This window comes from Embleya sp. NPDC005575 (assembly GCF_040605455.1).
Classification (GTDB): Bacteria; Actinomycetota; Actinomycetes; order Streptomycetales; family Streptomycetaceae; genus Embleya.
Genome location: NZ_JBEXCV010000007.1, coordinates 56,370 through 70,952, shown reverse-complemented (window position 1 = coordinate 70,952; position 14,583 = coordinate 56,370). Strand labels below are relative to the sequence as shown.

The following is a 14,583-nucleotide window of genomic DNA, read 5'->3' as shown; positions in this document are numbered from 1 at the left end:
GACCTTCGGTTCGGGGTTGAGCATCCATCACCGTGCCTGCATGCGTTCGTTCCCGTGGATCTTGGGTGAACATAGGCTACCTAGCCTGCTGTTGGTGCCTTTCGAAACACACACGGGGTGAGTACATGGTGCGACGTGTCGGCGGCCGGTATGAATTACTCGAAGAGTTGGGCGCGGGCGCGTTCGGCAAGGTGTGGAAGGGCTGGGACTCGGTGCTGGGCACCGGGGTCGCGGTCAAGGAGGTCTTCCTGGCGGGGCTGTCGGAGGACGAGCACTCGCAGCGCCTGGCGAGGGCAGAGCGCGAAGCACGCAACGCCGCCAAACTCCGCGGTCATCCCAATATCGCGGCTGTCTACGACGTCGTCCTGGAGGACGGCAAGCCGTGGATCGTCATGGATTTCGTGGACGGCCAGTCCCTGGCCGAGGTGGTCTCCGAGCAGGGGCCGATGCCGACCGAGAGCGTGGCAAGGATTGCCCGGGGGCTGCTGGCAGCGCTGGGTGCCGCGCACGACATGGAGATCGTGCACCGGGACGTGAAGCCGCAGAACGTCATGCTCGGTGCCGGCGGGACGGTCTTCCTCACCGACTTCGGCATCGCCGTGCACTCGGCCGATACCGCGATGACCAGCAGCAACGGCCTGATCGGCACCTTGGAGTACATGGCTCCGGAACGGTTCAACGGACAGGACTCCGGAGCTGCCGCGGACCTGTACTCCCTGGGTGTGACCCTCTTCCAGGCCGCCGAGGGCTTCTCGCCCTTCCGTCGGGACACCCCGACCGAGACGTTGACGGCCGTGGTTTTGGGGACGGCACCGGAGACAACCCGAGCGGGGCCGCTGACTCCGTTGATCAGCCGTCTGATGGACAAGGACCCCGCCAACCGACCGACCGTGGAGCAGGCACTGGCCGTGCTGGAAGGCGCGCCGATGTCGATCTCGTCCGCGCCCACGGTGACCGCGCGCCCCGGTCCCCCTCGGCCCGTCCATGCCCCGCCCGTTCCCGCGCGGACGTCGGTCCCGGCCAAGCCGCGCCGCAAGGTCGGCCTCATCGCGGGGGGCGTCGTCCTCGCGTTGGCGATCGGCATCGGAACGGCGATCGCCCTGACCTCCGGGGACAGCGACGACGACTCCTCGACCAACAGCTCCTCGACCGAACACTCCTCGACCACCGGCACACCGGGACCGTCGACCGGGAACGGAAGCAAGGCGGTGAAGGGCCCGGACTGGTGCCTCGACGCCGACTCCAAGGGCAGGTGTCCCATCGACAAGATCGCAGGCTGCCAGCACCGCATAGAGATCGGGCAAAACGTGGGCGATGCCTCCCTAGTTTTACAGGACCGCTCCACCGGGGACGTCCGCTCGCTCCTCCAGCGGGCCCTCGACTTGAACGCGCAGGACTTGAGCACTCCCCACACGCCGCCCGACGTACAGAAGGCGCTGACAGACCAGAAGCAGCAAATCCAGAACGCTCTGGACGCCTACGCCGCCGACGGCAAGAACAGCCGCAGCCTCAGGGGTTTCCTCATGGGCGCGGTGCCGCGATTCGGACCCGGCTGCTCGGACTTGGCCTTGAATGAATGGAACCGGGTTTCATCGTCACCGGGTTGATCTGCCGCCGCCTACCCGATCATCCGGCCTGTCTTGTCGTGCGGCGCCCGGCGGCGACGTTCCGGGCGTCGCTGTCGGAGGCCGAAGTGCTTCGTCGCGAAAGTCGACGGTTGGGTGTTGCCGATACGGTCGCGCAGCTCAGGGCACCACGAAGATCGTGTGCCGCAGACGCACTACAAGAAGCCTCGGCCCGCTGAAGCTGCCATCGCTCCGACCGAACAACTTCGCTGCTTCTTCGAACTTCAGCGCCTGCAAGGGGGTGCCATCCGTGCGGATGGCACCCCCTTGGTCGGTTGGCTTTGGCTAAGGACGGTCGAACTCGCCGTTCTTGACGCCAAACAGGAACGCGTCCCATTCCCGCGCGGTGTAGAGGTGCGGCAGTTTCGTCCGATCCTTGGTATCGCGCACCGCGACTCCGCCGCCCGGCAGGTGCGCGATCTCTACGCAGGCACCCTGATCACCGGTCGCCGACGACGTGAACCACGCAAGAGATCTGAGGTCGAGGCTGTCGAGCCGGGGGGTCTCGTCGTTCATTGAACTGGTCACTCCTTAGCAGGCCCGGACGAGGGCCACGGACTCTTCGGGATCGAGCGCGCTTGCGCACAGGTGGTTGAACGTGCGGTTGAAGGCCACGACTTGGCGGTCCCGCTCCACGAAGGCGTTTCCGCTCGGACTCTCCACATACACCGTGTCCGGATCAGAGGCGCCGAACTCCAGGATCGAGAACGAGCCTCTGAGGCCAGGGTGCGTGCCCTTGGCGAACGGATAGACCTGCAGGGTCACATTGGGGAGGGCGGCCATCTTCAACAGGTGCTCGGCCTGTTCCCGCATGACGGCCGAGCCACCGATGGGTCGACGAAGAACGGACTCGTCAACGATGGCCCACACTTCCAAGGGTTCCGGCGCCGTAAGCCGCTTCTGCCGTTCGGTTCGCACCGACACGAGCCGGTCGATCTCGACCGCCTGGTCCACCGAGCGACTATCCGACAGCACGGCCCGCGCGTACGCCTCGGTCTGCAGAAGGCCGGGCACCCAACCCAGGTCCCAGGATCGAAGGGCCCGCGCATCGTACTCGAGGCCCACGTACACGCCGAGTCCGGATGGCAGGACTTGCTCGTACTCGGCTTGTTCCCACCAGCCCTGTTCACCGGCCTGCTTATGGATGTTCGTAACCTTGGCGCGAGCCTCCGGCTCACTCACCTTGAACAGATCGAGCATGGCGTTGATCTCGATCGTTTTCGCCAGCCCTTGGCCGTTCTCGATGCGACTGACCTTGGACGTGGAGCAGTCCAACACCTTGGCGACATCCTCCAGGCGAAGGTTTCCCGCCTCACGCAACCGCCTCAGCTCAGAACCCAAGCGCCGTCGTCGCACGGTCGGACCATGGGGTTCGGTCACGCGCTTGCCTCCCCTGCGTAGGCGTCCTGTGATTGCGTCCTGCAAGTCTGCCGCATGACATCCGATTCGTGGGACATCAGGAACTCCTGCATCGCCGACAACACTTCACTCGTTCTGCTTGGGAATCGCCGATGTCGTTGCACCATGGGATCCCATCACGGCATCGTGTGGAACGAACCCGACATGGGATGACATGGGGCTCGCTCGGCGTGCCTCACATCCGAAGAACGGTCAAGCACCCGCGAGGTACGCCGTGAACGATGACCGCCACCGGCAGCAGCTCGAACCCGTCCGCGCCACCGACGCCGACCGAGAACCGGGCGGCCTGCGGTGCCCGATCCGGCCTCAGGCGTTACCCGACGAGTCGGTGGCGGTCTACGCGGCGCCGGCCGAGGCCATCCACGTCGGCCGAGTCCGCAGGTGGGCCTGCCAGTTGTGCGTCGATTGGGGGATCGACGAGGACGGCCGCGACGCCGTCCGGGCGATCACCAGCGGGTTGGCCGGCAACGCCGTCGAACACAGCGGCTCGGCGGACATGACCGTGGTCCTGTCCTGTGATGCGTCGTCGGTGTGGGTCGAGGTCATCGACCGTGGCCGATGGCGATTCACCCCCACCGTCGGACCACAGGCCATGTCCGAGCACGGACGGGGATGGGACTTGGTCGAGGGCTACGCCACCCGGTCCGGCGTCCGTCGCGGCGCGCACGGGACCTGTGCGTGGGCCGAGGTCCGCCGCTCGCGGTAACCCCAATCCTCCGTATGCCTACGGGCGATACGGGGATCGCGTGGCAGCGGGCCACCCACGAGGCAGGCTCCCCCAGCCGCCGAATCGACTCGCTGCCACCTCGGTTTCGCGCTCGCGTCGTCCGGACGCGATGGCGTGGATGTACCGGGGTCGGGGGCGGCTTTGGCAGGCAACGCCCCCGGCCCCGCCCAAGGAGAGGAGACCTCGAATATGAAGCGGCAATCCGATCGTCGGGCCTGGCTCGTCGTGCCGAACCTGTGGGTCGCCGAGGCTCCCGGCCGGCCACCCAGTCAGCGCGTCGACGTGGTCGCAGGAACTCGCTCCCACCGGCTCACGCGCCGCCGATATCGCGAATGGGCCCTCGGCGAATGGGCGTTGCCGCCGGAGCAGGCTCCCGAGTTCGCCGTGGTGGTGGACCGGCGGGTGAACGACGGGCCGATTCGGCGAGCCGTCCGGCCGGTGTCCGTATTCCGATCTCCGGTACCCGAACGGGGAGTGGGCGACCATCCGGTAATCGCGCTCGAACAGCTGATCGACAAGGTGCTCCTCCTGGCCCGCCGCCACCGGGTCATCGTGCTCGGGGGTCCTGCCCACACCACGACGATCGCGGTGGCCGTGCTCGTTGGAGCGTGCGGATCCGTCGGCCGGGCGCACGAGATGTACGCCGAGCGAGGCACCGAGCCGCTGCCGCCCAACTGGGATCGGTTCCTCACCGGCTACCTGCTCCGATTTCGAGATGCCCAACCTGATGGCGCCACGGAACGAATAGACCGTCGCCTTCGGCGAACCCGCGAACGGCCCCGGTCGGCGAACAAACGGACCCCGACCTGCGAACGGCACCGGCAATCGTGGGTCCGTAGCCGTGGTGGACCGAGAAATCGGTGCCGGCGGGTGAGTGCGGACCGCTCTTCGGGTTTCACCAAGACACGTTGCGGGCCCGCGCCGGCCGGCATCATCGTCGGTGCTCGGCTACGGGGAACGGGGACCAATGAACGCAAAACAGCTGCGGACACGGATACGGACACGGACGCGGGCGCGGGTCGCGCTCGGGACGGGGATCGGGGCGGTGGCGTTGGCGCTGGCGCCCTTGGCCCTCGCGGCGCCGGCGACGGGAGCCACCGGCCCATCGGTGACCGTGACACCCGGAACGGCCATGCCCGGAGACATGGTGGCGATCCGGGGATCCGGGCTGACCGGCTGCGCACTGAACAAGGTGAACGTGTATCTGCTGTCGGCCAGCGGGGGCAGTTCCGGGGGGTATCAGGATCTGCTCGCGGCCGACCTGCCGGTGGACACCGCACACGGCAACTCGATCGCGTTCCGGCACGAGGTTCCGACCCCGGTCTTCAGCTCGAACGCGGAAACCACCATCGCCGGGCCGGTGAACCGGATCACCGTGCACTGCGCCGATGAGGAAGAGGACGTCCTCGCGCAGACCGCGATCGAGATCAACGCTTATCAAGCCCGGGAGACCAAGACCCCACCGGCCGAACTACCCGCAAAAAGGCTGATCGTGGAGCCGGCCGCGGGAGCACCGGGCACCGAGGTCACACTGTGGACCGACCTGCGCTGTGGACCATCGAACGCCGACGACGACGCGCGGGTGACCTGGGGCGGGCATGAGCTCACCAAGCTCAGCGTCCAGAACACCAGGAACAAGGGTGAGGCCTACCGCTTCACCGTGCCGGACGGGCCGGATCGCGGCCCACGGCCGGTCACGGTGAGCTGCTTTGCGCAGGGCGCCGGCATGCCCGACAACGGGGTCACACTGCGCACCGACTTCCGCGTCGCCCAGCCGGAGTTGACGCTGACGCCCGCTCAGCCGACCGCCGGGCAACCGTTGCGGATCGCGGGCAGCGGATTCGTCGCGTGCGGCCGACCGGTCGACGGCGGAACCGGCTCGCTGACGGTGCGTCATGGCACCGCCGTGCTGGGGACGGTGCCGGTGGCCGCCGACGGGCGGTTCGCGGGCGATGTTCGAGTGCCGCGTGAACTGCCGGGCGGGGACGGGACGTTGACCGTCGCCTGTACGACGGGCGCGGGGTACGACGGCGACTTCTCGGTACGGGTCGCGGTACTCGGCGCGGCCGAAACCGCGGCCGCGGCGGTGGCGGCGGACCGGTCCGAGGCGGCGGTGAACCTGCCGAGCCCGGGCGCGCTGTTCGACGAGCCCCGGCCGGTGCTGCTGGCCGGCGCGACGGCGGTGGTGGCACTACCCGTGCTGGGCTTCTCGGCCGAACTGTTCAACAAGACCTGGGAACAGAACCACCTGCGGATCCGACGCCGACTGCGCCCGGGGGCGGCGCGGCCTCGATCGCAACCACGGGTACCCGAGTTGCAGGTTCTCGCCTTCGTGCTGCTCTCGGCCTCGTTCTGCGTCGCGGTCGAACCGGGCACGGGCTGGAACGCGGGCACCGCCGCACTCGCCCTGGCCCTGGTGGCGGCGGTACCGCTGGGCGTCCTGGTGTACGAGGGCTCGGCGGAGGCGTACCGACGCCGCGTCTCGCGCATCCGGGCGCTGCCTCGGCTGCTGCCCGGAGCACTGGGCGTCGCCCTGGTCCTGGCCGCGGCCTCGCGCCTGCTGCATCTGACGCCCGGTTACGTGTACGGCCTGTTCCTGGCCTTCACTTCGGCCGGCCTGCGTCGGATGTCACCGGCCGACGAGGGGCGCGCGATCGCCATCGGCTCGTGGTCCCTGGCGGGCCTCGCGGTGGTCGCGTGGGTGTGGCGCATCCCGGTGACCCACATCCTGAACGAGTCGGACGGCGCACCCTTCGGCTGGGTCTTCGCCGAGGACCTGCTCACCCAGTGCTTCGTGGCCGCGGTGGTGGGCCTGGTCTTCGGCCTGCTGCCGATGCAGTTCATGGACGGCCACGCCCTGTGGCAATGGAACCGCTGGGCCTGGGCGGCCATCTACGCCTTGGCCGTGTTCCTGTTCGCCCTGGCCCTCCTGGACCCCACCGGCGCCGCCGAAGGCATCACCCGAGCCATGTGGCTCCGCTCCACCACCCTCTTCGCCACCGCCGCCCTCGCCTCCCTAACCTTCTGGACCATCTTCCGCCTCCGGCCTCCTCGATGAAGGCTTCCGACGTGGGTCGGTGGTCGTAGACAGTCGGTGAAGTCGGGTCGGCTGGTCGGCGTGGTTGGTGTGCCGAATGGCGGCCGTCGGCGCCCGGTTCGTAACAAGCTACGGACGACGACACCTGCCGGAATTCGGCCGCTGTGGCGTTCGCGGAATGGAATCGACCGTCCACACGTCGTCACCCCGCCATGTCGAGTGCGCCACAAGGACGCCGATGTCGTGTCGGACGAGTTCTCCCGCGTGCCGCAGGCGCTTGTTCCAGCCGCCCTCGGCCCCGGCTCGGGCCCTGCGTGGACGGCGTTGTCGGCCTTTTGTTCGGGCGTGAGGTGCTCCTATCCGCGACGGCCGGTACGGACCAGAGCCAAGGTTCTTTTATAGGCACCGTCCTCCAAGACCAGGGCATGGCGGTCGACGCCGGACTCAACGAAGGCCCGACAGTGGATCCCGTGTAGGCACAAGGGTGCTTTCAACGACGGCACGGTGTCCTGCCGCAGCCGACGCGCGGGCGGGATCGCCGGGAGTCGTGGTCCAGTACCTGATTTGCCGCAGACTTCGAGACCCCGAATAATGGAGCGACCCGCAACAACGTCAGGTTGGTCCGCCAGTAGGTGGCTATTGGCAACACCCGGTGCTGCAGGCAGAGCCGCCACGGTCAACCGTATCGGACGTCGCCGCCTCGACGGCTCACCAGCGCGACAAGCTTCCGAAACTGCAACTCGTTCATCCCGGAAAAACGGCTCAATTCCACGTCGGATCGCTTGCCGTACCAAACTGTGGGCAACGCAGTAGCGCGCCAGCGGTTACGGGAAAACTCTTAGGGAAACCTGACACAAGGCGAAGAAACCCGAATGATGACGCGATTCATTTCCTCGATAGCCTTGACCCAGATGACGTAGCTATCCCGAGAATTCTTGGCTTGCACAATTGCATTACCAACCTCTGGCGGCAGAGCATAGTCAAGAATCTGCCATTTCTGGATCTCTAGATACTTGCGCAGCCGGTCAACCGCCGCCCGAGCCTCCGCCACAGGCAAATCATCAATCTGCCAAAAATGCGTGACCAGCTGCAGGTTGGAACCTTCATTCACTGAATGAGATTCACAAAAAGTCGAATGAATCTCATCTGCATCGCCATGCCTGCCATGCAATTCGAGACCGTCGAAGACACGACTGGAGTACTCTCGGAGAGTCCGATCGATTTCAACACGACTCGCACCTCCAGCCGAGTTTTCTGACTTCCCGCAGCCTGCAATAAGTGAGACTAGAAGGAATAGACCCAGGAAGCATCTCATGGCCGCTCTCCCCACTCCAGGCGAACGTCTTGATAGTTTCCCGTGACGATCGCAGCCTGGTTGTTCAGACTCATTGGATTAGCCGTAGACCAGTACTCACTGTGGCCCCTGGAACCGTCAGAGGTGAATCGATTTGCGCCGAACTCTCGAGCATCTGGAGTTACGCGTCTACGAACACCGTCGTTCTCGGACATCGGTGCATGAGCCCCCGCACCCACATCGGTAACAAGATCACCGTCTGCCGCCCCTACCCACACATGCCTCGGGGAAATACCAAGATCCTTCGCTCTAGTCACATGCATGCCCGGACTGCCAGCCACGACAATATCCCGCGCAAAGAGTCCGCCACTGTAATGCGCCGCTTGTCCAACAACCACTGATCCATAGCTGTGCCCGATCACGGTGACATGTTCGTTGGAACTAATACCCTGAGCTACTCCCACTCCTCGCAAGAAGCGCGCAAAAGATGGCGCAGCCTCATCGGCGTCAGCGGTTGATATGGCATGCACCAGAGTGTCCGGAGCGTCATAGCCAACCCAAGTAATCGTGGAAATCCCGCCGCCTCGAGACTCCTGTCGAGCCGCCAGCCAAAGACTCCGCATCCGGTTGACATCCGAGCCAATTCTGGCCAATCCTGCCCCCGTCCCCGGGACGTATACCGCCGTGTGGGCGGCCATGTCGGGGTTGCCGATGGCGACGATTGCGCGGCCGTCGTCTTTGGCGCTGAAGCCCATCAGGTACAGGTCGTCGCCGGAGCGCAAGGTTGCCTCCAAGCCCTCGATGGCCGCCAGGCGTTCCTTGAGGGCGGTGACGCGGAATCGCCACTTCGCGTCGTCGGTGCGCCCCGCCGCATCCCGCTTGGCACGCGCGGCGGCCAGTTCCGCGAGCAGCGCGACCTTCGTCTCGGCCAGCGCGACCCGGTTGGCGCGGTCCCGGATCTCCGTCGGCAACCCGTCCATCGCCCCCAGCACCGCCGGATAGCCGGCCAGATACATCGCCCGCTCCGACGCATTTAGCCCCGCCCACCACTTGGCCGCCGCGACCGGATCGCCCTTCGGGATGGTGGCGAGGTCCAGCCCCGCCAACGCCATCACGCACGCACCGTCGGCGGCGGTGTCCGCCCAGTCGGCCGTACCGGTCGGGTGCAACCGCGCCAGCGTCTGCGCACAACGCGTGTCGACCTCGGTCGCCGTCCGGACCGGCACGGCCAACCGCTGCTCCAACTCGTGTCGCCGCGAGACCATCGCCGCGTCGGCGCCGCGCGTCGGGTCGGCCGCCACCAGTCGCCCGTCCTCGAACACGGTGAACCCCGCGGCCGCGGCCTCCTCCAGCCCCGCCCGCAGTTCGTGCTGCGCGTACCGCAGTTGCTCAGCCGCCGTGTCCAGCACGGTCAGCACGCACCGGGCCTCCTGTGCCGCGACCATGACCTGCTCACCACGCGCGGCCACACCCCGCTCCGCCGCATCCGCGTCCGCGCCCTCCCAGTGCGAGGCCCGCAACGGCCCGCCCACACCGGTCGTCGCCCGTCCGACCACACCGTCCAACGCGGCCGCCAGGTCGGTCCACTCGGCCACCGCCCGATCCAGCCCGCCCAACGCGGCGTCACGAAGCTGCGTCAGCGTCACCATCAGCGCCGAGCCCCCGCGAACGCACCCGCCGCCGCCTGATCGGTGCGATCGTGCGCGTCGGCGTTGGCCGTCAACACCTCACCGGCCCCGCCGTACCCGTCCGCGAGCGTCCGCAGATGGTCCGCCCACGCGGCCGCCAGCGCACCGGCCGCCGCGGCAACCGCGAACCCCGGACACCCGACGACCGCCGCGCTCGGCTTTACGGACGCCTGTCGCAGCACTCCCGCCACCTCACGAGCCGCCGCGGCCCCCTGCCGCAACGCCCCCGTCTCGACCCGAACCCGCGCCGAGCCGCCCCCGCCGGCACCGCCACCACCAGCCAAGATCCCTCCCCGTGGTTGTCTGATCACGCAATGAGATCAAACGATACCCACCGAAAACCTTCACCCGTCCGCCCGGACCCGAGAATCCCCCAAGGGCGAACAGACCCACCAATCAGCGCGTAACCCCGTCGCCCCAGGATCGTTCATACGTATGGGCGAACGCGGTGAGCCGATCGGGGGGACACATGAGCCTCTTTGAAGCAATGCGGCGGGAACAGCCCGCAGCGCATCCTGCGGACCACGACTCACCATGGTTCTGTGCCTCCGATGTCTGTGGGGCACTTGCCTTGCAGGCCAACTCGCGCCACACAGTCGGAGCCCTCGATCCGGACGAAAGGACTACGGCGATTGTGCGCAAAACCGCAGTTCAGGCGAAATACTGTGTCAAATCGACACGGTATTGATCGAGGCAATCCGAACATGACCTTCGTCAGCGAGTCCGGCCTCTACACACTGACCCTGCGCAGCAACAAGCCGGAGGCCAAACCCTTCCGCCGCCGCGTCACCCACGACGTCCTGCCCACCAGCCGCCGCACCGGCCGCTACACCCCGCCACCAGCGAAAACATGGACGCGCTGCTCTCCCGCGCGATCGGATCGATCACCGATCTCGCCTCCCGCACCGGTGACCTGACCAAGGCCATCGAGATCAACACCATGGCCACCATGGCCGTCGCCCGCCTCTCCGGCCGATTCGAGTCGGGCCCAGTTGTCCACAGACACTCCTCACACGACCCCTCCCACCTCGGAATCCCACAGCCCCGCCCAAGTTCTCCACAGCGATTTCCACAGGGTTATCCACAGGTCGGTGGATCAACCCACACCTGGCGATCGGTGTCGTCTCACCCCGAGGTCGGGGCCGCGTGTCGGCGTCGGGCCCGGGGCGGAGTGTCCGTGTACCGGCTCGCCCGCGAGCACGGTGTGAGCGACTCGACCACGCGCTCGGCGGTGCGCGGGCAGACCTACCGCTACGTGCCCGAGCCGCCCGCGCGCCCCGGATCCGCCCCCCTCCGCACCAGCCGTCCCCGCGCAGCCAACTCGATGGTCAGGGCCACCGCAACCGCCTGAACCTGAAGCAGTGCGACCAACACGAACAGCTGCACCGCCCCCGCCTGCAGTGGGGTCGCCCCGCCGAGCAACATGCCCACGAAGGCCCCCGGCAGGGTCACCAACCCCACCGTCCTGGTCTGGTCCAGGGCCGGGATCATCGCCCCGGAAGCGGCCGGCCGACAGATCTCCATCGCCGCGTCGCGATCGGTGAAACCCAAGGTCAGAGCGGCTTCGACCTCGCCGTGGCGCTGTGCCAACTCCTCCAACGCCCGCCGCCCCGCCAGCACCGTCGCGGTCATCGCGCCGCCGATCAGGATGCCCGCGATCGGGATCAGCACGATGCCCTTGGCCGGCAGCAGACCGGTCGCCCACAGCAGCACCAGGGTCGGCCCCGTCGCCGTCACGATCGGCACCGCGGGCCAGAGCAACCGTCGGTTCGCGGTCACTCGCCCGGCCGCCGTCAGGGCCGCGACGGTGTACATCATCACCACGAACAGGGCCGCGAGGCCGAGCCGATCCACCACGTGTGTGATGACGAACGACACCGCCAGCAACTGCGCCGCCGCCCGCACCCCGGACATCATCACCGCCCGGCCGTGGCCCAGTCGCGCCGCCCCGGCGACCGCCGTCGCGGCGAGCAGGAGCAGCACGGCGACGATCCCCAGCGTGGGGGTCACCGGCAGCAGCGTCGCGGCGTTTTCCACAGGCTCAGCCTCACCCTCCCGGCGGAAGCACGCATCGCGACCGTCCGCGACCGTCCGCGACCGTCCGCACCACGGAACACGACCGAAGCACGCGGGCCGGCTCAGTACAGTGACGACATGTCCGACGCCCGCACGCCCGCCGCCGCGCCCCGCTGGACCTACCTCGGCCCCGCGGGCACCTTTACCGAGGCCGCCCTGCGCATGCTGCCGGGCGCGGAGCACGCCGAGGTCACCCCGATGGAGTCGGTGCCCGCCGCCCTGGACGCGGTCCGCCACGGCGACGCCGACGGCGCGGTGGTCGCACTGGAGAACTCGGTCGAAGGGGCCGTGTCCGTCACGCTGGACGAATTGGCCACCGGTGTCCCGCTCGTGATCACCGCCGAGGTCCTGCTGCCGATCGCGTTCGCGCTGCTGGTCCGTCCCGGGGTGACCCTGGCGGACGTCAAGACCATCTCCAGCCACTCGCACGCGCAGCCGCAGGTGCGCAACTGGCTCTCGACCAACCTGCCCGACGCGCACTGGTACTCGTCCGCGTCCAACGCCGACGCCGCTCGCCTGGTCCAGGAGGGCCGCTACGACGCGGCCCTGGCCGGCGAGTTCGCGGCCGGGCCGTACGGCCTGGTGCCGCTGATCACCGACATCCACGACGTCGAGGGCGCGGTCACCCGCTTCGTCCTGGTCGAGCGCCCGGACCGGCCCACCGTGCCCACCGGCGCCGACCGCACCACGGTGGTCGCATACATCGTGGACGACCACCCGGGCGCGCTCCTGGAGATCCTCCAGGAGTTCGCGGTCCGCGGGGTCAACCTGACCCGGATCGAGTCGCGGCCCACCGGGGACGGGCTCGGGCACTACTTCTTCTCGATGGACGCCGAGGGCCATGTCGCCGACGCCCGGGTCGGCGAGGCGCTGATGGGGTTGCGGCGCGTGTGCGCGGCGGTGCGCTTCCTCGGGTCCTACCCGCGCGCCGACCGGGTCCGCCCCCAGTTGCGCCGAGGCACCTCGGACGCCGAGTTCGCCAACGCGAGCGAATGGCTGGCCCGCGCCCGCGGCGGCGACGGAATCTGAACCGAAGCAGCGCCGACAGCGCCTCAGGGCACCCGCACCGTGAGTGAGCCGGGCCGGATCCGGACCGCGAGCCGGGTGCCGGGCCCGATCGGATCGCCGTCCAGCTCGCGCGGCTCCGGCCGATCGGTCTCGATCAGCACCCGTCGGCCGGTGAAGTGCTCGATCGGGCGCAGCCGTTGCTGCTTGACCGGCACCACGGCCGGCTCCTGATCGCGGCGCCGGCCTATCACCCGCACCGTGGCGTGCGCCCAACCGGTCATCCCGTACGGCGCGAACACCACCACGTCCAACAGCCCGTCGTCCGGCACCGCTCCCGGCAGCAACTGCATGCCGGCCTGGAGTGCGCCGACGTTGCCGACCAGCACCATCCGGGCCCGCCGCCGGATCGGCTCGCCGTCATCCACGGTCAACGTCACCCGCATCCGCCGATCGCGCAGGTGCCGGGCGCCGGAGACCACGTACGCGGGCCAGCCGACCTTCTTCTTGAGCGCGTCCGGCGCGTCCGCGACCATCGCCGCGTCCAGACCGATGCCGGCCATCGCGGTGAAGCAGCGCGCTTCGATGCCCGCCGTACCGGCGAGTTCGTCGTCCGGGTCCACCGTGCCCAGGTCGATTCGCCGGTCCCGCCCGTGCATGGCCACGTGCAGCGCGTCGGCGATGTCGATCGGCAGGCCGAGGTTGCGTGCGAGCAGGTTGCCTGTGCCCGCCGGGATCACCGCGAGCGGGGTGTCCGTACCGGCCAGCGCGCCGGCGCACTCGCGGATCGTGCCGTCGCCGCCCGCGGCTATGACCAGGTCGACCCCCTCGGCCAGCGCCTTCGCGGTCACCCCGGCGCCCGGATCGAGCACCGTCGTCTCCAGCCACAACGGCTCGGCCCACCCGGCGTCGTGCATGATCCGGTCGATCCGGGTGCGCGACTCGGCGACGTCGAGCTTGATCGGGTTGACCACCACTGCCGCGCGCGGCAGCCCGCCGTCGGCTCCCTGCGGTGCCTCGCGCCGCCGGGACAGATATCCCCAGACCGACTTCGGGGACAGCAGTGCGCGGTTCATCACCGCCAGCACGACGCTCGCGTACAGCAGCGACATCAGCACGTCGCTGGGGTGATGCATGCCGCGGTACATCCGACTCCCGGCCACCGCGAGCGGTATCGCGCCGAGCAGCACCCACACCAGGACGGCCGGCCAGCGCCCGCGCAGTCGGCTCGTGAGCAGCACCGCCAGCCCGCCGTACAGCGCGAACGCGGCGCCGGTGTGCCCGGACGGGAAGCTCGACGTCGCGGCCGCCGCGTCCAGGCGCGGGACGTCCGGGCGATCGCGCGAGACGAAGAGTTGGACGAGGAAGAACACCAGCGCCTGACCGGCCACCGAGCAGGCCAGGAACATCGGGCCGCGCCAGGAGTGGCCCACGATTCGGGCCACCACGGCCGCGAGCAGCGTGGTGGCGATGATCACACGGGTGTCGGCCAGCGTGGAGAACAGGTGGGTGACGTCGTTCCAACCGCCCGAGCGATGCTCGGCGAAGGTGCGGTCGAGGTCGTCCTCGACCGTGAACGGCCAGACACCGTCGAGGGTCTTGGTGATCAGCAGACCGAGGCCGACCATGACGAAGGTCAATATGACAAGGGGCAGGACGATACGGCGCAGGAACCGTCCTGCTTCGGTCAGCATGACCGACATTCTTACCCG

General features: G+C 68.4%; 13 protein-coding genes. 5 read left to right on the top strand and 8 right to left on the bottom strand.

The window, feature by feature from the left end; genetic code table 11:
• The first annotated feature begins 125 nt into the window (after positions 1 to 125).
• Complete coding sequence (locus ABZS54_RS04095) at positions 126 to 1,607, top strand: serine/threonine-protein kinase (RefSeq protein WP_355530813.1); 1,482 nt, start codon at positions 126 to 128, stop codon at positions 1,605 to 1,607.
• 303 nt (positions 1,608 to 1,910) lie between these two features.
• Here the strand turns inward: ABZS54_RS04095 and ABZS54_RS04090 are convergent, their stop codons facing one another.
• The gene (locus ABZS54_RS04090; RefSeq protein WP_355530811.1) at positions 1,911 to 2,141 is read right to left on the bottom strand and encodes a DUF397 domain-containing protein; all 231 of its coding nucleotides are present in this window, start codon (positions 2,139 to 2,141) and stop codon (positions 1,911 to 1,913) included.
• 15 nt (positions 2,142 to 2,156) lie between these two features.
• Positions 2,157 to 3,005: a helix-turn-helix transcriptional regulator gene (locus ABZS54_RS04085; protein WP_355530809.1), complete on the bottom strand. Its 849-nt coding sequence runs from the start codon at positions 3,003 to 3,005 to the stop codon at positions 2,157 to 2,159.
• Positions 3,006 to 3,258: 253 nt separating this feature from the next.
• Between ABZS54_RS04085 and ABZS54_RS04080 the strand changes: the two genes are divergently transcribed.
• Both ABZS54_RS04080 and ABZS54_RS04075 read left to right on the top strand, forming a co-directional pair.
• The gene (locus tag ABZS54_RS04080) at positions 3,259 to 3,750 is read left to right on the top strand and encodes an ATP-binding protein (RefSeq protein ID WP_355530807.1); all 492 of its coding nucleotides are present in this window, start codon (positions 3,259 to 3,261) and stop codon (positions 3,748 to 3,750) included.
• A 1,153-nt stretch (positions 3,751 to 4,903) separates the two neighbouring features.
• The gene (locus ABZS54_RS04075; RefSeq protein ID WP_355530805.1) at positions 4,904 to 6,829 is read left to right on the top strand and encodes an FGLLP motif-containing membrane protein; all 1,926 of its coding nucleotides are present in this window, start codon (positions 4,904 to 4,906) and stop codon (positions 6,827 to 6,829) included.
• Positions 6,830 to 7,298: 469 nt separating this feature from the next.
• Here ABZS54_RS04075 and ABZS54_RS04070 read toward each other — a convergent pair whose 3' ends face one another.
• The 4 genes from ABZS54_RS04070 to ABZS54_RS04055 all read right to left on the bottom strand — a co-directional run bounded on the left by ABZS54_RS04070 (position 7,299) and on the right by ABZS54_RS04055 (position 10,074).
• Positions 7,299 to 7,469: a transposase family protein gene (locus ABZS54_RS04070; RefSeq protein WP_355530891.1), complete on the bottom strand. Its 171-nt coding sequence runs from the start codon at positions 7,467 to 7,469 to the stop codon at positions 7,299 to 7,301.
• Positions 7,470 to 7,646: 177 nt separating this feature from the next.
• Positions 7,647 to 8,123, bottom strand: coding sequence for a hypothetical protein (locus ABZS54_RS04065; protein WP_355530803.1), 477 nt, complete (start codon positions 8,121 to 8,123; stop codon positions 7,647 to 7,649).
• Entirely contained in the window at positions 8,120 to 9,751 is a 1,632-nt protein-coding gene (locus tag ABZS54_RS04060; protein ID WP_355530801.1) for an alpha/beta hydrolase, read from the bottom strand. Before ABZS54_RS04060 ends, ABZS54_RS04065 begins: the two co-directional genes overlap by 4 nt.
• Complete coding sequence (locus ABZS54_RS04055; protein ID WP_355530799.1) at positions 9,751 to 10,074, bottom strand: hypothetical protein; 324 nt, start codon at positions 10,072 to 10,074, stop codon at positions 9,751 to 9,753. The genes ABZS54_RS04060 and ABZS54_RS04055 overlap by 1 nt, the downstream gene beginning before the upstream one ends.
• A gap of 267 nt (positions 10,075 to 10,341) precedes the next feature.
• On the opposite strand from ABZS54_RS04055, the gene ABZS54_RS04050 reads away from it, so the two are divergent.
• Complete coding sequence (locus ABZS54_RS04050; protein ID WP_355530797.1) at positions 10,342 to 10,707, top strand: BRO family protein; 366 nt, start codon at positions 10,342 to 10,344, stop codon at positions 10,705 to 10,707.
• 334 nt (positions 10,708 to 11,041) lie between these two features.
• On the opposite strand, the gene ABZS54_RS04045 is transcribed toward ABZS54_RS04050, so the two are convergent.
• Positions 11,042 to 11,827, bottom strand: coding sequence for an ABC transporter permease (locus ABZS54_RS04045; RefSeq protein WP_355530795.1), 786 nt, complete (start codon positions 11,825 to 11,827; stop codon positions 11,042 to 11,044).
• Positions 11,828 to 11,944: 117 nt separating this feature from the next.
• Between ABZS54_RS04045 and pheA the strand changes: the two genes are divergently transcribed.
• A complete protein-coding gene (gene pheA, locus ABZS54_RS04040; RefSeq protein WP_355530793.1) occupies positions 11,945 to 12,895 on the top strand; it encodes a prephenate dehydratase in 951 nt (316 codons plus the stop codon).
• Between the two features lie 23 nt (positions 12,896 to 12,918).
• Here pheA and ABZS54_RS04035 read toward each other — a convergent pair whose 3' ends face one another.
• Positions 12,919 to 14,565: a diacylglycerol kinase family protein gene (locus ABZS54_RS04035; RefSeq protein WP_355530791.1), complete on the bottom strand. Its 1,647-nt coding sequence runs from the start codon at positions 14,563 to 14,565 to the stop codon at positions 12,919 to 12,921.
• Positions 14,566 to 14,583: the final 18 nt, after the last annotated feature.

Excerpts from the sequence above, each read along its gene's own strand:
- ABZS54_RS04050 (WP_355530797.1), top strand. The coding sequence starts at position 10,342 with ATGTCTGTGGGGCACTTGCCTTGCAGGCCAACTCGCGCCACACAGTCG.
- ABZS54_RS04065 (WP_355530803.1), bottom strand. The coding sequence starts at position 8,123 with ATGAGATGCTTCCTGGGTCTATTCCTTCTAGTCTCACTTATTGCAGGC.
- ABZS54_RS04090 (WP_355530811.1), bottom strand. The coding sequence starts at position 2,141 with ATGAACGACGAGACCCCCCGGCTCGACAGCCTCGACCTCAGATCTCTT.
- pheA (WP_355530793.1), top strand. The coding sequence starts at position 11,945 with ATGTCCGACGCCCGCACGCCCGCCGCCGCGCCCCGCTGGACCTACCTC.
- ABZS54_RS04075 (WP_355530805.1), top strand. The coding sequence starts at position 4,904 with ATGCCCGGAGACATGGTGGCGATCCGGGGATCCGGGCTGACCGGCTGC.
- ABZS54_RS04035 (WP_355530791.1), bottom strand. The coding sequence starts at position 14,565 with ATGCTGACCGAAGCAGGACGGTTCCTGCGCCGTATCGTCCTGCCCCTT.
- ABZS54_RS04095 (WP_355530813.1), top strand. The coding sequence starts at position 126 with ATGGTGCGACGTGTCGGCGGCCGGTATGAATTACTCGAAGAGTTGGGC.
- ABZS54_RS04060 (WP_355530801.1), bottom strand. The coding sequence starts at position 9,751 with ATGGTGACGCTGACGCAGCTTCGTGACGCCGCGTTGGGCGGGCTGGAT.